This is a genomic window from Entomoplasma ellychniae, assembly GCF_002930155.1.
Taxonomy (GTDB): Bacteria; Bacillota_I; Bacilli_A; order Mycoplasmatales; family Mycoplasmataceae; genus Entomoplasma; species Entomoplasma ellychniae.
The window spans coordinates 852,224-873,295 of the sequence record NZ_PHND01000001.1; the positions used below are offsets into that span (position 1 = coordinate 852,224).

Genomic DNA, 21,072 nt, shown 5'->3' on the forward strand with positions numbered 1-21,072 from the left:
ATGACAAGAGTTAATGAATTAATGCTTCAAAGAAGAAGCGCAAGAGAATTTGATACAAATTATAAAATACCAGAGCAAGATTTAAAAGATCTAGTTACTTCGATTAGAATGTCTCCAAGTGCTTTTGGATTATTAACCCAAAGATTAGTAGTTATTCAAGATAAAAACATTCAAAAAGAACTTGCGCCTTTATTTTGAAATCAAGTAAATTTTGTAACTGCTAGTGCAATATTATTATTTATAGGAACAACACCAAATGGTTTAGCCCAACAAGTACAAATTACTTTAGATAAAAAGTTTGGTGTTGGTATTGAAAGTGAAATGAGAGAAAAGTTTACTATCAATGTTACTAAAAACTTAGTTGATAATGATGTTAGTGATCAAATTAAAAATGAGTATAGTATAAAACAATCTTTTATTAGTTCTGGGGTCGCAACAGTGGCTGCTGCTAATCTTGGTATTGACACATGTATCATTGAAGGATATGATACTAAAAAATTACAATCATATTTAGTTGAGAGAAAAATGATTAATGAAAATGAATCACCATACATATCAATGGTATGTGGAAAATCAATTAGATTTACTGGTGAAAAATTAAGATTAGAAGAAGATGAATTTGTAATTTGAAAATAATTCATTATCTATATTAAAAGAAAATGAGTAAAATTTTGGTTATAAATTCCAGTACATAAAAACTGGATCATTATGACTCAAAAGTAATTTCAATTTTCTTAAAAGAATATAAAAAACTTATTTAAATGATGAATTCGTTCTTTTAGATTTAACACAAATCTGAATGTATCAAAAGTTACTATCAAGAAATAACATTGCAAGTTATTTTTATTAAAAAGATTATTTAGTTTTCTTGATCAATTACACCAATTCAAAAAATTTATAAATTTTTTGAATGGTAAATTTAGGTATTCCTTAAATATAAAAAACTATTTTGCTCATGTAACAATTGATAACATGAATTTTACTTATAAAGGATTAATTGATGATAGAGTTATTTAAAAGATACTAATATTAAAAACGTTCAAATACTTGCAATTAAAGTTTATATGAGAAAATTAAATGAACCGTTTAATGATTATGTAAAAAATATGTTTAAATTTCTTGGTACTAAAGTTACAAATCGAATTATTAATTAAATGATATGATATTCTACCATACAATTATCAATAACCAATTGATATGCTAAAAAAGTTGACAAGAAATTTTGAGTAATGAAAATATTTTATAAGAAGAAAATAGTTAATATTTAAAATTCAGGAGACTATATGAAAATTTCTACACCACAAGCTAATTTAATTTCTGAACTTATACAAGAAATACTTATATTAGATGATTCAAAGAAAATAGATTTTCTTTTAATTTTGGAACAAAAAGAAAATTACACAATTGATTTTGCCTCACAAATAATTGAAAAACTTTTTGATGAAAAAAGAGAGCTTTTAAAAAAGCATGTATCTATAGAAGCTGATCCATTTTTGAAAACATCTATTGAAAAGATGAGGCAATCAATCGTAAGTTATAATAATATATTAGATGTTAATCGATATGAAAATTTTGTTATTTTTTCACATATAGCTCTAAATAGATTGATAGTTTTTTTTATGAAAATATACAACAAAGTATATATAAATTCAAAAAATGGAAATATTTTAGATTTTTCAATATTATTAAATGAGTTACACTCTATACAAGTGATAAATAACAATCAACGAGATAAGTTAATTGAATTAAATCATCAAAGAAACAATATAGCACACAAACTCCCAAAATACAGTGAAAGTGATTTACAAGATAATTATATATTTTCGTGTTGTATAGTGGAAATTTTTAATGATATAATCCGATCATACAGTACTTCACTTGTAATAAATGAGAAAATAATTAATTTCCAAAATATGTACATCACTTCAAATGATTTTATTAATGTAGAATACAATAAAAAAGGTAATTCTATTTCAAAACAAATCATTGGTATTATAAGCGACAAAAACACTAATAGAGTAAGTGAAGAACAAACTAAATTTTATAAAAAAGCTACTGAAATTTGTCAAATGTTTAATCAAAAATTTTCCACTGAATTAGATGGATTTAAAATGAGTGCATCTTTCAGTTTTCCTATTGTTCGAAAATCTCTTAAATTAATAACAACTAAAGAAGGTACAAATCCCAAAAATTTAGAAAAAGAGAAAAAAAATTTAATTTATAACCAAAAATTTTGTCATTTATTCTATGATGTTATTCTCTACCATGTAGACTTAATTGATGAAATGTGAAATTTTTTTGAAACTTACAAAAAGCAAAATATAAGTTTTGATGAAATGATAAAAATTTTAAGAAGTGAACAATTATAATTTTTGATTTTTTATATTCATTTATTATTGATTCTAATATAACTATACTTAAATAATTCAGCTAATCCAAAAGATAAGGTTATTAAACCTAGCAATGTTAAATATCAAAAAACATTTTTTATAAATTCTAACTCCATTTTGTGTATTGGTAGATCTATTAAAATGATTAAAAAAGGTATAAAAGCAAACATTAACATTAATCCATTAAATAAACTATTGCTTTTTGGCCCTGTGAGACTAAACTTGCTTGTTCTATAAACCATTATCAATATAATATGAGTGATTACCACTTCAATAAAGAATGCAGTCTGAAATTGATGTAAAGTTTCAACATTACCATTTGTAATTTGTTGAAACATTTTAAACCCATAACCTATAATTAAAAAGTTAATACAACTAACAATAACATGTACTGTTCCATTTCATAAAGCAAAAGGAATAATACTTTTAGTTGATCACCTTGATGGTGATTTAATACTATTATCATCAACACTATCTAATACAAATACTAAATTTGCAAAATCAAAGATTAAGTTTTGTAATAACAATTGTATTGGAGACATTGGTAAAAATATAAAATCATTTGCTTTATAAGTTAATGAAAATCAAATACTTGAAATTAATAAAGTAATTAATAATCCTAAATTAGAAGCGATTGTTATATTCACAAACTTAACAGCATTAGCAAATGTTTTACGACCTTGAATGAATGCTTGCTCTAATACATCTAAATCTTTTTCTAACATAATAATATCAGCTGATTGTTTTGCTAAAGCTGAACCATCATTAACTGAAATCCCAACATCTGCTTTTTTAAGTCCAATAGCATCATTAACCCCATCACCCAAAAATGCCACAACATTATCTTTTTGTAAGATAGAAATAATTTGTGCTTTATCTAAGGGAGAAAGTTCATAAAATAAATTAAAGCTCTTAATAAGTTCTTCACTGACTGAAACAATTTGTTCACCACTTATTTTTTTAACGTCTAATCCAATTTTTTTAACTAAATTTTCACTAACTTTTTCATTATCACCAGTTAAAACCTTAATATCAATTCCATAATTTTGAAATATTTTGATTATTCTAATAACATCTTGTTTTAGTTTTTCTTCTAATCCAACAAAACCTTCAAATACTAATTCACTAACAGAATTATCTTTGGAATCAACAACTTTAGAAGCGACAATAAGAATCTTATTATTTAAATTAGCTTGTTGGTTATTAAACTCATTTAGTTTTTCTACAAAACCAGGTTTTACATCCTCAACTTTATTATTATTTCTAACTTTAGAAATAAGTTTAATAACTTCTTCAAAACTTCCTTTTATAATTAATAGTTTTTGCTTGTTAACTTTAGCAATAACCCCAGATAATTTATTTTCATGACTAAAGTCAATTGTAGAAATAAGTTCATACTTAATCTTTAAATCTTTGAAGTGATTATTTATGGCCGAATCAATTTTATTATTTAACATATTAGAAGCATGTGCGTTAATTGAAGTTATAGTGTTTAATCAATCTGATTGGTTAAAACTATAATCAACTATGTTATTAACTTCAAATTCATTTAAAGTTAATGTTCCAGTTTTATCAGTTGTTAAAACATTAACACTTCCCATATTTTGAATACATGCTAAGTTTTTAATAATAACTTTATTTTTAGATATAACTTTACTTCCAAGTTTTAAGTTAGCTGAAATAATAGCTGGTAGTGCTTCTGGAACTAATGCTACTGCAATTGAAAGAGCAAAGACTAATGGATCTACAAAATCATTTTTAGCAAAACCACTTGTTGATCAAGAAATAACAAAAATTATTGGAGTAATTATTAAAATAAAACCTATTAAAATTTGTGATATCTTTTTAAGTGATCTTTCATAATCACTTTCATCATCCATATCTTCTATAGTGTTTCCAATTGAATCACTATAGTTATTAACACTAATATTAATAACAACTGCATAACAATTACCTTGCTTAACCATTGTGTGAGCAAATAAGATATTTTCTAAATCTAATAAACGTTCTTTAGTGTTATTAATACTTTTTAAAATATATTCAGTTTCACCATTAAGTGTTGACTGATCCATATATAGATCATTACTTTTAATAATTCTACAATCAGTTGGAACTATATCTCCTGGTGAAAGATAAATAACATCCCCAATTGTTAATTCAGATTGTTTAATTTTAACTAAATTTTGTTTTTGATTATCTAATGTATTTATATCAACTATTCTATTTGTCAATATATATATTTCATTTTCAATTTCATGATGTAATTGAATTGATTCTTTATATGCTTTATACTCTTGTTGAAAATCAACACATGCTGCTAATATAACCATAAAGTAAATAATTAAAGCAGAAACTAAAGTGATAAACCCAGTTTCTAAAGTTAAAAAAATAATTAACTCTAATGTACCAATAGCTAATAAAAGTAAATTAAATAATTCAGTTAAAGAACCAATAAATTCTTTTAATCAATTAAACTTTTTAACAACTACTGTATTAGTTCCAAATTTATTTACATTATCTATTCTATTATCTAAACCAATAGGAGAAGAAATAACTTCTTCTAAATTGTTAAATTCAGTATTAGCAATACGATTTACATAATCTGTTTTATCATAAATAAAATCTATATCTTTTTTCTTTTTAAACATATTACCCCTTTTATTTAAATTATATTTTATTATAATATTTTTCATAAATTTTATAAACAAAATAAATGAGAACACATGAACATACTACCACTTTTGTTTCAACAATTGGTACTGAAATAAAGCCAACTAAAATTATATTAAATGAAATACTTTATTATGAACAACAATTTGGTGTTAATGATATATTAAAAAATTTGAAAACTAAAACAAAAAATTTCACTAGACACCAATCAAAAACATAATTTTTTATATTTTTTATGTAATAATATATGTGAGGGTTCAATTATAATAATTGGATATTACAATATAGTGTTATCGCTGTATTTCCTCCTTTCTATGCCCTAGAGGCACGTCCCTCCCAATTTTAAAATTGGGAGACTTTTTTTAAGGAATAAAAATGGAAAACAAAATTGTTTATAGAAAATTTGATATAGTAAAAATAAGTAAAATACATGCTAATGAAATTTTTAGAAGTATTTCTCAGGATAAAAAGATTTTAGATTTTAGTAAAAAAAAAGTTTATTAAGAAAAGGCCTGCAATAATTTTAAAATCATTTCAAAATGGTGAATATTTAGTTATACCACTCACTACGAAAAAAATAAGAAATAGTAAAGTACATAAAATAATAAGAGAAAAAATAATAATTTCTGATTTGGAAATTTCTTACTTAATGTTTGATTCGATTTTAAGAATTAATCATTCTCAAATAATTTCGGTATATTCAAAGGGTAAAAATAAAAGTTTCATAAAAATTCCTAATTCAACAAAAAAATGAATATTAAAAATAGCTACTGAAAAAATAACTAAAATCTTTAACTAATGTATTTTTATGTGATATCATTTAAATATCAATAAGTAATTGAGCAAGGCTTAACCGTCTTGCTTTATTTATTGCGAAAGGAGATAAATGAGAAATTTCACAACTGTAAAAGATCAAATAATTAAAATTGTAGAACCAATTCTAAAAGAATCTGGATTAAAAATTTATGAGATAAATAATTATTTTGATTTTGATAGTGACATCTTACAAATATTAGTAGAAGATTTAGCAAAACCTAATAAACCATTAGATTTTGATGATATTACTAAAAGCAATGAGTTAATTTCACAAGCATTAGATCAATTAGAAGAACTAAGTGATGCATATATGTTAGAAATAGCTAGTGCTGGGGCTGAAAAGCCCATTAAAGATAAAGACCAACTTATTAAAGCAATTGGTGATTACATACATTTAGAATTAAATAAAAGTGTAAATAATCAAAATGCAATTGAAGGCACATTGCTAAGTTATGATGAAGTTAATGACTCATTTATACTGGGATACTTTTTAAAAGGTCAAAAGAAAAAACACAACTTCACATTTAATGAAGTTAAGACTATTAGATACGCAGTAAAGTTTTAAGGAGATATAATGGTAAACGGAGCGCAATTATTAGAAGCATTAGCTTCAATTGAAAATGAAAAAGGAATTGATAGAGAAATTGCTTTAGAAGGAATCAAAGAAGGATTTCAAAAAGCATTTGAAAGATTTTATGATACAGATGCTATTATTAGAGTTGAAATTGATGACAACTCAGGTGATATTAAATTATTACAACAATTAAAAGTTGTTAAAACAATTAATGATATTGAAGATGATTGATTAGAAATTGAATTAGAAGCAGCATTACAAATTAACAAGACAGCTATTGTTGGAGAAAATGTTTACAAAGAAATTAAATTTGGTGATGAATTCTCAAGAATGGCTGTTGGACAAGTACGTCAAATATTTCAACAAAAATTAAAAGCGACTGAAAGAGAAAGCATTTATAGAAGATTTGCTGGATTAGAAAATGAAATTGTAACTGGTAAGATTGTTGGGACTAATGATAATCAAACTTCTTACCTATTAGACATTGAAGGTGTGCAAACATCACTATGAAACAAAAAATGTATTAATGGGGAAACATTTAAAATTGATCAATTTGTTGATGTTTTAATTGAAGAAGTTTCAAGAGAAAATAAATATTCACAATTATCAGTATCAAGAATTGCTCCAAATTTTTTAATTAAATTATTAGAAAGAGAAATTAGTGAAGTACATGATGGAGTTGTTGAAATTGTTTCAGCATCAAGAGAAGCTGGTAAAAGAGCTAAAATCTCAGTATTATCACACGACATGAATGTAGAACCAATTGGAGCTATTGTTGGAGTTAAAGGTGCTAGAATTAATCAAATATCTGCACAATTAAATGGTGAAAAAATTGATGTTATTAGATATAGTGAAGACTTCACTGAATATTTAATCAACGCAATGGCACCAGTTAAGGTTATTTCAGTTAATGAAGTATTTGGTGAATATGATATTGTTGTTCCAAATGAGCAATTGTCATTAGCTATTGGTAAATTTGGAATGGCTGCTAAATTAGTTGCTAACTTATTAAAAAGAAGAATTAATATTTATAGTTTAGAAAGTGCTAAAGAAGCAAATGTTTCTGTTTTATGAAATGGAAACATTACAGAAGAACAAGTAAATGATCCAGCATTCTTAAGTGAAGTTAACAAGAGAAAAACTAGAACTGATGCTACTTCAAGAGAAAATTTTTCCCCAAGAGATAACTATGTTGCTAAAAAACCTCAATACAACATTGATAGAGAAGCTTTATCAGCATTTCAAGACGAAATTGGTGAAGAATACAATTCAGGAGTAGAAGAAATTGATGAAGAATTATTAGCAGCAATCAATGCAGTTGATTCGCCAGCTATTGATTTAAAAGAAATTCAAGCTGAATTAGAATCATTTAATAATGTTATTGAAGAAAAAGTTGTTGAAGAAATTGATGAAGATGAAGAAGATCTTTATGAAGAATACTACGATTAATAATTTAAGAAAAGAAATAGTTAGTAAAAAAATGATCAATAAATTTGAATTATTTAGAGTTGTATTGACTAAAGATAATAAAGTATTTGTTGATCATACTTATCAAGCAAATGGTCGAGGATCTTATATTTTAAAAGATTTAGATTCTATTGAACAAGCTAGAAAAAAACATTTGCTAGCAAAAAGTTTTAAAACTAAAATAGATATGTCTATTTATGATGAACTAGAAAAGATAATTAATGAATAAAAGCAAATTATTAAATGCTATTGGCATGTGTTATGCTGCTAATAAAATTATTAAAGGTGAACAACTTTTGGACGCAATTAAAAAAAATAAAGTAAAACTAGTTATTTTATCAAGTAATATGGGAAGTAGTCAAAAAAAGAAATTTATTGATAAGTGTACTTTTTATAATATTGAATATTATACAAATTTAATTACAGTTGAAGAGATGATAACATCTTTTGCAAATAAAAATGTAGTTGCATTAGGAGTTAATGATCCTAACTTTATTAAATTAATTAAATCAAATATATAAGAATATAATTTAAATAAAAGAAGGAGGTTTTTATGGCTAAAAAAACAAATAATAGACCAGCACATGCAAACAAAAAACAAATGTCTAAAGATCATACAAAACAAATTAAACAACAATTAAATGAAACAGTAGCAACTGGATTAATTGATGGAGTATTTGTATATACTCAAACATTATCAGTTTTAGAATTTGCCACTCAAATTGGGCAAAGTGTTGCTGTGATTTTAAAACATTTCTTCGCACAAGGACTAATGCTAAATCAAAATGCAATTTTATCAGAAGAACAAATGGCAGAACTTGCTTTAGAATTAGGATTTGACTTTAGAAAAGAAGAATCTTTATCAAAAGAAAACTTTTTTGATGCTCTAGACTTAACTGTTGAAGATAAACCAGAAGATTTAGTTATGCGTAACCCAATAGTAACAATTATGGGTCATGTTGATCATGGTAAAACAACTTTATTAGATTCAATTAAAAATACTAATGTTGTTGCTGGTGAAGCTGGGGGTATTACTCAAGCAATTGGTGCTTATCGTATTAAAACTGAAGATGGTCGAAGAATAACTTTTATTGATACACCAGGTCATGAGGCTTTTTCTGAAATGAGAGCACGTGGAGCTAATGTAACTGATATAGTTATTTTAATAGTAGCAGCTGATGATGGTGTTATGCCTCAAACAGAAGAAGCTATTGATCATGCTAAATTAGCAAATGTTCCAATTGTTGTATTTGTTAATAAATGTGATAAACCAGGAGCAGATCCTGAAAGAGTTAAATCTGAATTAATGAAATATGGTTTATTAGCTGAAGAGTATGGTGGGGATATTCCATTTGTACTAGGATCAGCTAAAGCCAAAACTGGATTAAAAGAATTACAAGATACACTTTTATTTATTGCAGAAATGCAAGATTATAAAGCTAATCCAAATAAATTAGCATCTGGTGTTGTTTTAGAAGCACACTTAGATAAAGCAAAAGGACCAGTTGCTTCAATTTTAGTTAAAGATGGAACTTTAGAAATTAAAGATATGATAGTTGCTGGTACTACTTATGGAAATATTAAACTAATTGAAAATGAACATGCTAAAAAAGTATTAAAAGCAGGTCCGAGTAAACCAGTTGTTATATATGGTTTAAACGAAGTACCTTCAGCTGGTGATAAATTCATTGTTATTAATGATGAAAAAACTGCTAGAAGTATTGCTGAAGCTCAAGCTGAAAAGAAATTAAATGCAGAACGTCAAAAAAATAATTCATTTAGTTTAGCTTCAATTAAAAAGCATATTGATGATGGTGAATTAAAAGCTATTAACTTAATTATTAAAGCTGACACACAAGGTAGTGTTGAAGCTATTAAAGGTAGTTTAGCTAAAATTGAAATTAATGGAGTTAAAATTAATATTATTAGAGCAAGTGTTGGAGGAATTACATTAAGTGATGTTACTTTAGCATCAACTGTCACTGAAGGGATTGTATTAATCTATGGATTTAATGTAAGACCAGATGCTATTGTTAGAAAAAAAGCTGAAGAGGAAAAAATTGAAATAAGATTTTATAATATTATTTATAAACTAATTGAAGAACTTGAAGCATCAGCACAAGGTATGCTAGATCCTGAATTTGAAGAAAAAATTACAGGACAAGCAGAAATTAGAGCACTATTCAGACATACTGATGTTGGTGTTATTGGTGGATTTCATATAACTGATGGATATTTAACTAGAAAATCAAAAGTTAGACTAATAAGAGATTCGATTGTTGTTTATACTGGAGAGTTATCAAGTTTAAAACATTTAAAAGATGATATTAAAGAAGCCAAAATTAATTCAGAAGGTGGATTAACTATTAAAAACTTCAACGACCTTAAAGAAGGCGATATTGTTGAAGGATATATTGAATCAGAAATTAAGAAATAAGGTGTATGAAAATGGAAAAATTAAATAAAGTTAAACTAGAACAAATATCATTACTACAAGAAAGAGTTTCTGAAGGTTCTTTAGAGGAAAGTAATTTTAGAATATTAAAGAAAATAATTTTAAAAGCAGATAATAGTCAAGAAGTTTTTGCTTTAGCTTCTATGGGTATGATATTTAAAAATACAGGATTAGTTTATGATCAAAAAACAGAAAAAATAGAGAATAATATAAAATACTTAAGCAAAAATAATATTCTTTCATTTGTTGAATCTGGAGAAATTCAGCATGAATTATTAATAGGAGATAATTACGATTCTTTATTGAATTTGCAAATTAAATATTTGTCAAAAATAAAAATAATATATATTGATCCACCATATGGTTCAAACGATTTAGGAGAGTTTGCTGATACTAATTATCAAAATGCTATTTCTAGAGATAATTTATTGTCAATGTTACACCCAAGATTGATTTTAGCTAGGACTTTACTTTTAGATGATGGAGTAATATATTGTTCAATTGATGATAAAAATTATGCATATATAAAATGTTTATTTGATGAGGTTTTTGGTGAAGAAAACTACATTTCAACTTTCATTTGAAATAATACAACTGGTGGGGGAATAAGATCTAAACACGTTAATAAAACACACGAGTATATTTTATTTTATAGTAAAAATAAAAAAAATATTGAGGAATTATGAGCGCCTTTATCGCCTTCTGCGATATCAAGCTATAAACTTAAAGATGATAGAGGCAAACTTTATAGATTACAACAATTTGCTTGACAAAATGAATCTGAAGGACTAAATCAAAAATACCCAATCACTACGCCAGATGGAACAGAAATAATACCACAAGAAGGATATATTTACAGAACAACAAAAGAAACATTTAATAAGTGAAATGATAATGGAATTATAGTTTTTAAAAAAACTAAAGAATCAGTTTTTTCTAATTTAGATGGTTCTAATACAGAATGAACAATATCTGTTAAAGATTATTTGGGTGATGGAATGGGTGCGCCAACCTCTTCCCTTCCTAAAGAATATGTTAAAACAAATCAGAAATCTTCTTCAGAAATAAAAGATATTTTTGGGAAAAAAGTATTTAAATTTACAAAACCTGTTGATTTAATTAAATATTTAATAAAGATAATACCAGAAGAAGAAAATACAATTGTTTTAGATTTTTTTGCAGGTTCAGGAACAACGGGGCAAGCGGTTTGTGAAATAAATAAAGAATTGGGGAAAAAGTACAAATTCATATTGTGTACAAATAATGAAAAGGACGTTAAATTGCATCCAAGAGGAATTGCTTACGATGTGACTGTTGAAAGATTGAGGAGAGTGATGACAGGAATAGCAACATCTGGTAATTCCAATTTTAAATGAATAAAAAACAATGAAAAATTAGGGGGTAATTTGGAAGTTTTTGAAATATTTTTTGCTGATAATAAAGATATTGATATTTTTAATAAAATAGATGAAACAAATTACGGTTATAAAAAAATGTCTTTAGAAGAAAAAATAAAATGAGTATGTGAAAATTTTGAGAAAACTGCAAAGGTGCTAAAATAAAATGAATCCAGAAATAGAAAAATTACAATTATTTGCTATAAATAAGATTGAACAAACACTTGATGTAAAAAATATTGTGACATTTAAATCTCCAACAGGTTCTGGTAAAACTATAATGCTATGTAAATTAATTAATTCGATGATAAGCAAAAATTCAGAATTAATTTTTTTAGTTTCTTCTTTATCAAAAAGTGAATTAGCACTTCAAAATCATGAAACTTTTTTTAATTTCTCAGTGGATAACCCGCTTATTAAACCATTTTATATAAATTCTGAGACTTCAGAGGAAGCATCTTTGCAAATTCCTTGTGAATATAACGTTTATTCGTTGCCTACAAATTTGTATAATAAACACGGTAAATTATTCAAAGGAATTTTGGAATCATTTTTAAATAATATAAAACTAAAGGGAAAAAAAATAATTTTGATTAGAGATGAATGTCATATTGAAACAACTAATTTGTCAAAACTAAATCATTTTTTTGATAAAATTCTTAATATTTCTGCTACACCTCAAACTACAAAATTTTTGATTGATGTTGAAATATCTGAATATGATGCTGAAAGATTTGGATTAATTAAACAAGTTAAAGAAATGGGAAATGGAGGTATTGAAGAATTTGAACTAGCTATAAAACACTTTATAAGTGTGAAAGAAAAATACATAAAAACCTTCAATATTAACCCATGTATGATAGTTCAAATTTCAAATGAAGATAAAGGTTCATATGAATGAAAAACTATAAAAAAAATATTAAATAATCCTCAATTTAATTTACATTGAATGTATTTAGCCACAAATATTAAAGACTATGATACTAATGATAAAATAAAAAACATTTCTAATTCAAATAAAAAAATAAAATGAAAAAAATATGCTAGAAATAATAACTCTCAAATAGATGTTATTATCTCTAAAATGGTTATTACTGAGGGTTGAGACATACCTCGAGCTTGTATGTTATTTCAATTAAGAGACACAAAATCAAAATCACTAACAGAACAAATTGTGGGTAGAGTTAGAAGAAATCCCATTTTAAAAAATTGAAATGATTATGTTGATAATAAAAATGATTACTTTTTTGCTCTTCAATCTTGAGTTTGAGGTGATTTATCTAAGGTTAATAGAAATTTTAAAAGAGTGTATTTAAAAAAAGATCTTATAAAAGTTCAAACTACTTCTCTCCAAAAAATTATTCAAGTTCATTCAGATCATCAATTTGATATAAGAAATTTTGCTATCCAAAACCAACCTTTAATTTTGGAACAAAATATTTTTAAATTATATAAATTATGACAAAAAATGGATTATGACTTAAACAAACAAGCTTGAAATGTGATTAAAAATTTTAATGATTGAAAACTATTGTCTAACTCAACTGATAGAATCATCCAAGAAAACAGAAGAATATTAAAGGACTATGAAAAAACTATGTTTGTCAATAAAATATCGGGTCTTCAACAAGAAAGTTATTTTGAAATAACAAAACAAAAATTAACTATAAAAGACAGCTTATGAAGAGTAATCGATAATTATTTTGATGATAATGATGATTCTGAAATTTGCTTTGATTCTGAAGCTGAAAAAAAATTCGCTATTATACTATCATTGACTAAAAACACAGTTTGAGCAAGAAATTTTTACCCAAATTCAACTATAAATTTTGAATACATTAATATTACAAAAACAAAATCTTATCCTGATTTTATTTTAAAAGATAAAAATAATTTAAATCACATTTTTGAGGTTAAAAGCTTCAATTTGAGCAATGAACAAAAAATTGATATTTTAGCTTATAAAGAAAAAATATCAGATCTTGCAGAATGTTACTTATTTGCTTCCAAAAAAACTAATCAAACTTTCTACATTCCTATTTTAATTGGAAATTTATGAGAAATAAGAAAATTTTCTAAAGGTGTAGAGCATATTATTGATGATAAAAAATTAATAGAGGAACTATCAGTTTAAAATATTTAAATAAATTAAGCATTCGAAATTGATATTAAAAACTCTTTTATTTTTAGTAGATAATTAATTCTATGGAAATTTTTCAATCAAATCATAAAAAAATCAAAAAAACATTAATTTTATTTTTGATGATTATTTTAAAATAACATTTTAGCTATAATAAATTCATTTTAAACGTGGGTATACAAATTAAAAACGACCTCCAATATAGACCATCGTTAATTTTACTAAGTTAAGTATGCATAACTTTTTTGTTATTGATCTTTCTCAAGCTATATGATATGAAAAAAATAATATTTTAAAAATTGGAAATAAAAATATTCAAAATTTATCAAATAAAGAAAATTATTCAGTACTTATTTTTATTTTAAAAATTTTAAAATCTGGATATTCAATTTCTAAAATAGAATTGGAAAAAAATGGCAATTAGGAAGAGAAGCCTCAGGGAGATTGGATATAATTATATATGATTTAAGCAATAAACCGTTTTGAATGATAGAAGATAAAGATGAAAGCGAGATTTCAAAATATGCTTCTTCATCAGCAAATATTAATAAAATAAAGCAATTAATTTCTTATTACAATCAAGAGAGAGAAACGAAATTTTTATCTTATTTTTCTTTTAATTTTTCTAGTAATAAACCTTTATTTGCAACGATAAAAGTAACAGATAGAATGAAAAATTGTCCTAATTTAGAAGATATTTATGATATTTGAGATAAAAATTTTGACAGCACTGATTTGTTTAAAATTAATCCTTATAATTTATCAAAAAAATGTTTAAAAAATAATGATTTAATATTAATAGATAATGATGACATAGTTCATAATATATTTAATCAATTTTTAACTATCCTTAGAATAAATACTGTTTCAGATAAACCTAATTCTTTTGATAAATTAATAAATCTTTTTATTGCAAAAATTTATGATGAATTACAAGATGATATTAATTTTGAAGTAAATTCTAATAATGTATCTTATAATGTTGAAGGAAAAAGGTTTCAGTATTTGTCAAAAATTGATACCCCTGAATCATTTTTAATTAGATTGTATGATTTATATAAAAACGGAATGAAATATTGTTTAAATAAAGAAATAATAGATTATACAGATGATGATTTTTGAGAATTAGCCAATAAAAATAATAATCAAAAATTATTAAAAATGTTTCAAAATTTAAGATTAAAAAAAGATAATACTTTTGCATTTATAGAGGTATTTGATGATTATACTTTTAAAAATAACTTTGAAATAGTTAAAGAATTAGTGGAATTATTACAAAAATATAAATTTAAATATAATAATAAAAAACAATTTTTAGGTGATTTTTTTGAAGAATTATTAAATGAATCGTGAAAGCAAGAAGCGGGACAATTTTTTACTCCATTACCTATAGTGGAAATGATGACAAACGCATTACCAATCAAAGAAAATATACAAAATAAATTATTGTCAACAAAAATACAAAATGAGCTTTTACCTAAAACTTTGGATTATGCTTACGGATCGGGACATTTTTTAATTTCCTCAATGGACATAATTCAAAAATATATTGACAATATTGATTTAAATAGTATAAAAATAGATAATTATAAAAATAAAATCCAAAGCTATAAAAAGGATAAATATTCTTGAGCGAAGGAATACGTTTACGGTATTGAAAAAGATTATAGATTAAGTAAAACTACAAAAATAGCATCTTTCCTAAATGGAGATGGAGAGGCAAACGTTTTAAACGCTGATGCTCTACTTAAATTTGATTCTGAAATATTTAACGGAACTATTTTTTATGGTAAAAAACCTAATAATGAAATATTTGATTATATTATTTCAAATCCTCCATATTCAGTAAAAGGATTTATGAAAAATTTTATTATATCTGGAATAAAACCAGGAGATGGAACTTTTGAATTTTTAAATGAAATAAACTACAAAAATACAAATATTGAATCTTTCTTTTTGGAGAGAACATATCAATTATTAAAAAATAATGGTTTTGCGTCAATTGTGTTACCCCAATCATTTTTAACAAATGATAAATATTCAGAAATTAGATCATGAATGTTAGAAAAATTTTATATTAAATCTATTTTTTTATCTGGTCCAAATACTTTTTCGGGAACTACAACTTCTCCTGTAATTTTATTTTTACAAAAAAGTGCTAAAAACATCATAGATTTAAATTATCATGTTTTTGTAATACATTCACCAATTATGATTGACCATAATTCATTAAAATTAGAAAAAGATTTTTTAGGATTTTACTTCTCTTCAAATAAAAATAAAAAAGGTATAACAATAACTAATTTTGATAATTTAAAAAATAAGTTATTCAGAAAATATAAAAAATATGTTTTTGGGTAAAAAAGTAAAAATTGATGAATATTCTAAGGTTTCTTTATTGAATCATTTAATAATTGAAGACCATAAAAATAAAAAAGCAATTTTTACAAGAAGAATCTTACCAGATAATTTAAATGATTATTTTACTTTATCGGATGTATGTGAGGAACGTAAAATTATTGAAAATAATGAAATTATTGATACTAATCAATTAAATTACATAGAAATAAGTAATATAGATAATAATAAATTGGTCGGTAATTTTAAAAAAAATATGAAGTCAAGCAACTTTTGCAAGAAAGGCGATTTACTAATTAGTTCTGTAACACCAAAATCTAAAAAGGTTTGAATTTCAGATGGAAATTATAAAGTTTCATCAGCAATTATTGTTTTAAAATTTAATGATGAAAGTGTAAGAGATTATATTTTTGACTATTTAAAAAACAATGTTAATAATATTTTTACAAATATAAATTCTTTATCTGAAGGATTTAAAGTTACATATAGCAAAATTTCTTCATGAAATTTATTAAATAATATATATTTTAAAAAAGTAAAATCAAATTAACTCTTCTAAAAAACCAAACCTCTTTAAAAATAAACACGGAAAAATAAATTCTACATTTTATTAATTAATAGCGCTAGCAAAAGCTGGCTCTTTTCAATTCAATACTTTTTGTTTTTTCTTTTAAAATTATATCACTCTATATATTCTAATATATACTTATAAATTTCATGAAATTTCATTTTTGCAGTAGCTAGATGATTTAAATATTCTCCTTTTAAACAACCAAAGAAATATTCAGCTTCTCGGTTATCTAATGAATTTCCAACCCTTCCCATTGAAGTTTTGGCATTAATAGCTTTTAATCTATCAAGAACTTTATAACTAGAATATTGGAACCATGATCAGAATGAAAGATAAAGTTTTTTGTTTTTAAACCATTAATTGTATCTAAAACGAGTTGGGTGTTATTTGATTGAGACAATTTTCATGATTCAATCATTTTAGTTTTATGACTAATAGCAAACGATAAATAAACAAAATTTTCAGGTGCATCAGCAGGGATATAACTAACATCAGTTGCTATTATGTTGTCTTCTTTGGGATTAAAGTTTCTTCTTACAAGTTCCTCAAATTTAACATTAGTATTTTTATTTTCAATTTTTTTCCTTTTACCTTTTTTTAATGATTTTTTTATTAATGATTCTTTTTACTTTGGTGAATCTAGTAAATTAAAAAATTTAAGGAAATTATTTCAGTTGAAAAAAATCCTTTTATTTCTGTTAAAAATGGTGTATCAAATAATTTGGATTCTATTTTTATAATGATAATTACAAAGGAAATATTTATAAATAAAGCATTAAAGATTTCAAAACTTCAAGAAACTAATGTATTTTTTCCGTATGATAAAAATGGTAAATTAATAAAATTAGAATATATTAGAATTAATAATCCTATGATATATAAAGTTTTAATACATAATATGAAGGATTTAAAATCTAAGAAGTTTACAAAAACAACAATGATATGAGTTCGCTAGAACACAAGGAATAAATGATGTGTATAAAGAAAAAATGGTTATTAATAATATAATTAAAAATATTGATACTATTAAAATTAAGGTAATTCCTTCTGGAATTATACCATATAGTGGCTATTATTTATTATCTGAAAAATATGATTATAAATTAATTGAAAAACTATTAAAAGATATTGATTTTATTGAATATTTAAAAAATATTAAGAAAAGATAAAAATGGAGAATATTTCTTTTTCTCGTCATCTGATCTACATCTTTATATTTCTTATAAAATTTTAAAATTTGATGGAGAAATAAATAAATAATTAATGAAAACAATAGAAGATTTAATCTTTGATTTAACAAAAGAACAAGCAAAATTCATATATTTGGAACTTATAAAAATTCATTCAAATAAAGGAGATACTATTCTTGACTGCTTTGCTGGTAGTGGAACTGCCTTATTAGCTGCAAAAGAACTTGGTATAAATTTTTTAGGTTGTGAGAAAGATCCAATTTATTTTGAGTTGGCCTCAAAAAGATTGGAATGTTAAATTTCATAATATGTCAATAGGTAAATAGAAATGTCCCAAAAAAAGTTAAATTAAATACTAAATTTAAGAGTTGAATATTGTTCTTTCCACTTTTTTGATAATAAATTCAGTTTGAATTTTTTTATTTATTGCTAGTTGTTTTAGTTTTACTAATTTTTGACACTTCAATATTTATATTTTCTAACACAAATTTTTCTTTGTCAATTTCTATTAAATTAATAAAAGTTTGTGTAATAGTTTGCAAATATTTCACCAGTGAAAGTTTTAACAATCGCTACTTCTTGCTTTTTAGCTAAATTAACTCTTGTGCCACTTTTATCAAAAGTTGCATAATTTTTATTTTCAAACTTAATGGTTGAACCATTTAAAACCTTTCTGCTATAGTGAGTCGAAAGAGCAAAATCCATATCAATTTTATGGGCTTCTCAAGGCACAAATAAATTTTTTGTTTCGTCTATTTTAAAGACATACTTTGCATTATAATTTTGAATGAATTCTTTGATTCATTCGTTAGCTGAATTGATATCGTTTATACAAGCTAATCTTAACTCTTGAGGAATGCGCTTTTGAAAGCTTCCTCATAGTCAGTCTTTCAATCTTACCTTTTGTTTGAGCTACTGATTTGCAAGTTAAAATTATTTATAATTGATTGCACATAAATCCATATTGTCTGTCCGCATCATTTTGATCTCTGTTTTTCTTATTTGAATAAAAGATTGTTCTTTTGTCTGTAAGCACTTCTTTTCATGTTTCATAGTTCTCAAACATTTGTTTTGTAGCCCTATAATAGACGTTTAAAGTTTCTTGTTTATCAAAATAAGCAGAAAGTACTATTCCAGTTGAATCGTCAATAAAAGCATGTAGTGCTCACTTTTTCTTTTCTTTTCTTTTCAATTATGAATAGAAGCATCTATTTGTACACATTCTCCAAAAAAATTTTTTCTTGGTTGTAAAGGGTGAGCAGATTTGGAGTCTAAAATGCTCTCATTTAAAAATTGTTTAAAATCCTGTTGGTTAACGCTTTTATCTTCCATAATTTTCTTGGCCATTTTCCTTCTAGTTGAACGGTGTGAAAAAGGTGAAATAATATATTGTTTTTCAAGAATGGAAATTAACTTTTTATAAGAAATCTTAATATCATGATCTTGAATTAATTTTTCTCAAAAATGTATGTAACTAAAATCATAGTAAATTTCATATCTTAGTTTTAAATTTTTGTTATTCTCCCAAATTTTTTAATATTTAAGTAATATAAATATAAATCAAAATTGGAAGTGCAACACTTCTAACTAAATGCTTTGTATAATTGTTGAGCTGAATTGTAGTTCAATAGTTTACTAGGCATTCTGTTACTTGATCTAAGATAATACTATCATTTTCTAGAATCTCAAAACTGGTTTTCTTTGGAATTGCTCTACGCAAGAAACCATTAAAGTTTTTGTTGATTCCTTCTTACAAGAAGCATAAGTGTTGCAAGTGTAAAGTGCAGCATTAATTTCTTTTGCAACCTCATGTAATAAATTGAATTCCATCCCATTATCCTTAGTGATGCTTTTGATTTTAATTGATTATTTTTTGAACAGTTCACGTAGTTTTTCGTTGGTGTATTTGATGGATTTATTTTCTAATTTAGTTGAAAAGCTTTTCTGGTCATTCTTCCGACGAAAGTTAAGATCGATTTTGTGTTTCAAGCACCTAAAACCAAATCAATTTCATAGTGACCAAACTCACTTCTGTTGTTAATATGTTTTGGTTTATATGTAATCGGAATTGCTTCCATTTTTGATAATTCATATAAATAACGCTTGAATTTACTCTTTTCTTGAATCAGTATCTTGGTCTTAGTAAATGTTTAGGTTGGATTTTGATTACTTTTGAATGAATCCGATTGTAAACCATTTGAGTTGCTGGGGTTTTATTTCCCAATTGTTTAGCTTTAAAAACACAGACATCAATTCCATTAAACTTTGGCTCAAAATTGGCATATAAAGAATTAAAAAATTCTGTAAACTTTTCTGTTTTGATATGGTCTTATTTTGTATATTCATACCAGTTGTAAATTGTGCATCTTTTGCGATATATAACGGTGTTGCTAAAATCTGTTTTAACTCTTGAGAAATGGTTGATTTATTTCTACCTAATTCTTTGACTATATATGTGATTGATTTATTTAACTTATATAAATATTCAATAATTGTACGTTCTTTGAACGATAATTGTTTATAATTTTTCATGTGAATAATTCCTTGCTTGCTTTGATCAGTTAGAAGGGTTATTCACTTTTTATTTTCATAAAAAAGAAGTGCACTCTATGAGAAGACTTTCTCACAAGTTTTGACTTCCATTTTTAATTTATACACCACTTTAAAAGTGGTGTCTTTTACATACTCTAATCTTCACCTCCCAAGTGTTCTATTTCAATTTTTTATTAATATAAATTTCACCTTTTATAATTTTTAGAAAATTAAGATATTGGATAAAAAAGCAGCAAATAAAAATAAACTAAAACAAATATTTTGAATAATTAAAATGTATGATGCTGAGTATTTCACCTTTTAATGAAATTATAAAAGAAAATGATTTTCAAAAGCTTAATGAAAAGTTTATTAGTAAAATATTTGAATAAATTAAATAAAAATAAAAATTTATATGTAAAATCAAATGAAATAATATTGGAGGTTTTAATTGAAAAAATACTACCTTTTGCTAGCATTGATTAATTACTCAATTACCAATTTTATTTTGA

26 protein-coding genes are annotated in these 21,072 nt (G+C 24.5%); 18 read left to right on the forward strand and 8 right to left on the reverse strand.

All coding sequences use genetic code 4. The features are described 5' to 3' along the window. Window positions 1-636 (forward strand): nitroreductase family protein, encoded by a 636-nt coding sequence (locus EELLY_RS03915; RefSeq protein WP_104206152.1) that lies wholly within the window; start codon window positions 1-3, stop codon window positions 634-636. A gap of 647 nt (window positions 637-1,283) precedes the next feature. Next, window positions 1,284-2,369, forward strand: a complete 1,086-nt coding sequence (locus EELLY_RS03920) for a hypothetical protein (RefSeq protein ID WP_104206153.1) — start codon at window positions 1,284-1,286, stop codon at window positions 2,367-2,369. Between the two features lie 11 nt (window positions 2,370-2,380). On the opposite strand, the gene EELLY_RS03925 is transcribed toward EELLY_RS03920, so the two are convergent. After that, window positions 2,381-5,038 carry an HAD-IC family P-type ATPase gene (locus tag EELLY_RS03925; protein WP_181021060.1) on the reverse strand — a complete coding sequence of 886 codons (2,658 nt, stop codon included), beginning with the start codon at window positions 5,036-5,038 and terminating at the stop codon, window positions 2,381-2,383. A 65-nt stretch (window positions 5,039-5,103) separates the two neighbouring features. On the opposite strand from EELLY_RS03925, the gene EELLY_RS04190 reads away from it, so the two are divergent. The 12 genes from EELLY_RS04190 (at window position 5,104) to EELLY_RS03975 (ending at window position 16,817) form a co-directional block, all read left to right on the forward strand. Then, window positions 5,104-5,280 (forward strand): hypothetical protein, encoded by a 177-nt coding sequence (locus tag EELLY_RS04190; protein WP_181021062.1) that lies wholly within the window; start codon window positions 5,104-5,106, stop codon window positions 5,278-5,280. 155 nt (window positions 5,281-5,435) lie between these two features. Beyond that, entirely contained in the window at window positions 5,436-5,564 is a 129-nt protein-coding gene (locus tag EELLY_RS04370) for a hypothetical protein (protein ID WP_281253998.1), read from the forward strand. Between the two features lie 382 nt (window positions 5,565-5,946). Then, entirely contained in the window at window positions 5,947-6,441 is a 495-nt protein-coding gene (gene rimP, locus EELLY_RS03930; RefSeq protein ID WP_104206155.1) for a ribosome maturation factor RimP, read from the forward strand. A gap of 9 nt (window positions 6,442-6,450) precedes the next feature. Next, window positions 6,451-7,899: a transcription termination factor NusA gene (nusA, locus tag EELLY_RS03935; protein ID WP_104206156.1), complete on the forward strand. Its 1,449-nt coding sequence runs from the start codon at window positions 6,451-6,453 to the stop codon at window positions 7,897-7,899. Then, window positions 7,880-8,146, forward strand: coding sequence for an RNase P modulator RnpM (rnpM, locus tag EELLY_RS03940; protein ID WP_104206157.1), 267 nt, complete (start codon window positions 7,880-7,882; stop codon window positions 8,144-8,146). The genes nusA and rnpM overlap by 20 nt, the downstream gene beginning before the upstream one ends. Beyond that, a complete protein-coding gene (locus tag EELLY_RS03945) occupies window positions 8,139-8,438 on the forward strand; it encodes a L7Ae/L30e/S12e/Gadd45 family ribosomal protein (protein WP_104206158.1) in 300 nt (99 codons plus the stop codon). The genes rnpM and EELLY_RS03945 overlap by 8 nt, the downstream gene beginning before the upstream one ends. Window positions 8,439-8,470: 32 nt before the next feature. After that, window positions 8,471-10,354, forward strand: a complete 1,884-nt coding sequence (infB, locus tag EELLY_RS03950) for a translation initiation factor IF-2 (RefSeq protein WP_104206159.1) — start codon at window positions 8,471-8,473, stop codon at window positions 10,352-10,354. Window positions 10,355-10,365: 11 nt separating this feature from the next. Next, a complete protein-coding gene (locus tag EELLY_RS03955) occupies window positions 10,366-11,934 on the forward strand; it encodes a site-specific DNA-methyltransferase (protein WP_181021063.1) in 1,569 nt (522 codons plus the stop codon). 1 nt (window position 11,935) lies between these two features. Then, window positions 11,936-13,903 carry a DEAD/DEAH box helicase gene (locus tag EELLY_RS03960; protein ID WP_104206161.1) on the forward strand — a complete coding sequence of 656 codons (1,968 nt, stop codon included), beginning with the start codon at window positions 11,936-11,938 and terminating at the stop codon, window positions 13,901-13,903. A 238-nt stretch (window positions 13,904-14,141) separates the two neighbouring features. Further along, window positions 14,142-14,333, forward strand: a complete 192-nt coding sequence (locus EELLY_RS03965) for a hypothetical protein (RefSeq protein ID WP_104206162.1) — start codon at window positions 14,142-14,144, stop codon at window positions 14,331-14,333. A 20-nt stretch (window positions 14,334-14,353) separates the two neighbouring features. Beyond that, window positions 14,354-16,270, forward strand: a complete 1,917-nt coding sequence (locus EELLY_RS03970; protein WP_146063622.1) for an HsdM family class I SAM-dependent methyltransferase — start codon at window positions 14,354-14,356, stop codon at window positions 16,268-16,270. After that, complete coding sequence (locus EELLY_RS03975; RefSeq protein WP_104206164.1) at window positions 16,257-16,817, forward strand: restriction endonuclease subunit S domain-containing protein; 561 nt, start codon at window positions 16,257-16,259, stop codon at window positions 16,815-16,817. Before EELLY_RS03970 ends, EELLY_RS03975 begins: the two co-directional genes overlap by 14 nt. 50 nt (window positions 16,818-16,867) lie before the next feature. Here EELLY_RS03975 and EELLY_RS03980 read toward each other — a convergent pair whose 3' ends face one another. Next, window positions 16,868-17,092 carry an IS3 family transposase gene (locus EELLY_RS03980; protein ID WP_104206165.1) on the reverse strand — a complete coding sequence of 75 codons (225 nt, stop codon included), beginning with the start codon at window positions 17,090-17,092 and terminating at the stop codon, window positions 16,868-16,870. A 485-nt stretch (window positions 17,093-17,577) separates the two neighbouring features. On the opposite strand from EELLY_RS03980, the gene EELLY_RS03985 reads away from it, so the two are divergent. The 3 genes from EELLY_RS03985 (at window position 17,578) to EELLY_RS03995 (ending at window position 18,326) form a co-directional block, all read left to right on the forward strand. After that, complete coding sequence (locus EELLY_RS03985) at window positions 17,578-17,793, forward strand: hypothetical protein (RefSeq protein ID WP_104206166.1); 216 nt, start codon at window positions 17,578-17,580, stop codon at window positions 17,791-17,793. A gap of 19 nt (window positions 17,794-17,812) precedes the next feature. Continuing rightward, complete coding sequence (locus EELLY_RS03990; RefSeq protein WP_104206167.1) at window positions 17,813-18,007, forward strand: hypothetical protein; 195 nt, start codon at window positions 17,813-17,815, stop codon at window positions 18,005-18,007. 94 nt (window positions 18,008-18,101) lie between these two features. Continuing rightward, window positions 18,102-18,326 (forward strand): DNA methyltransferase, encoded by a 225-nt coding sequence (locus tag EELLY_RS03995; RefSeq protein WP_104206168.1) that lies wholly within the window; start codon window positions 18,102-18,104, stop codon window positions 18,324-18,326. A gap of 215 nt (window positions 18,327-18,541) precedes the next feature. Here the strand turns inward: EELLY_RS03995 and EELLY_RS04000 are convergent, their stop codons facing one another. The 6 genes from EELLY_RS04000 to EELLY_RS04010 all read right to left on the reverse strand — a co-directional run bounded on the left by EELLY_RS04000 (window position 18,542) and on the right by EELLY_RS04010 (window position 20,560). Further along, window positions 18,542-18,922 (reverse strand): hypothetical protein, encoded by a 381-nt coding sequence (locus EELLY_RS04000; protein ID WP_104206169.1) that lies wholly within the window; start codon window positions 18,920-18,922, stop codon window positions 18,542-18,544. Window positions 18,923-18,965: 43 nt separating this feature from the next. Then, window positions 18,966-19,220, reverse strand: coding sequence for a hypothetical protein (locus tag EELLY_RS04195; protein WP_181021064.1), 255 nt, complete (start codon window positions 19,218-19,220; stop codon window positions 18,966-18,968). After that, entirely contained in the window at window positions 19,157-19,375 is a 219-nt protein-coding gene (locus EELLY_RS04005; protein WP_104206170.1) for a hypothetical protein, read from the reverse strand. Before EELLY_RS04005 ends, EELLY_RS04195 begins: the two co-directional genes overlap by 64 nt. Before the next feature lie 330 nt (window positions 19,376-19,705). Beyond that, the gene (locus EELLY_RS04200; protein WP_181021066.1) at window positions 19,706-19,858 is read right to left on the reverse strand and encodes a hypothetical protein; all 153 of its coding nucleotides are present in this window, start codon (window positions 19,856-19,858) and stop codon (window positions 19,706-19,708) included. 92 nt (window positions 19,859-19,950) lie between these two features. Further along, on the reverse strand, window positions 19,951-20,106 hold the full coding sequence (locus tag EELLY_RS04205) for a hypothetical protein (RefSeq protein WP_181021067.1): 156 nt from the start codon (window positions 20,104-20,106) through the stop codon (window positions 19,951-19,953). A gap of 88 nt (window positions 20,107-20,194) precedes the next feature. Beyond that, window positions 20,195-20,560: a helix-turn-helix domain-containing protein gene (locus tag EELLY_RS04010; protein ID WP_104206171.1), complete on the reverse strand. Its 366-nt coding sequence runs from the start codon at window positions 20,558-20,560 to the stop codon at window positions 20,195-20,197. Window positions 20,561-20,920: 360 nt separating this feature from the next. Between EELLY_RS04010 and EELLY_RS04375 the strand changes: the two genes are divergently transcribed. Further along, window positions 20,921-21,046 carry a hypothetical protein gene (locus EELLY_RS04375; protein ID WP_281253999.1) on the forward strand — a complete coding sequence of 42 codons (126 nt, stop codon included), beginning with the start codon at window positions 20,921-20,923 and terminating at the stop codon, window positions 21,044-21,046. The last annotated feature ends 26 nt before the right edge of the window (window positions 21,047-21,072 follow it).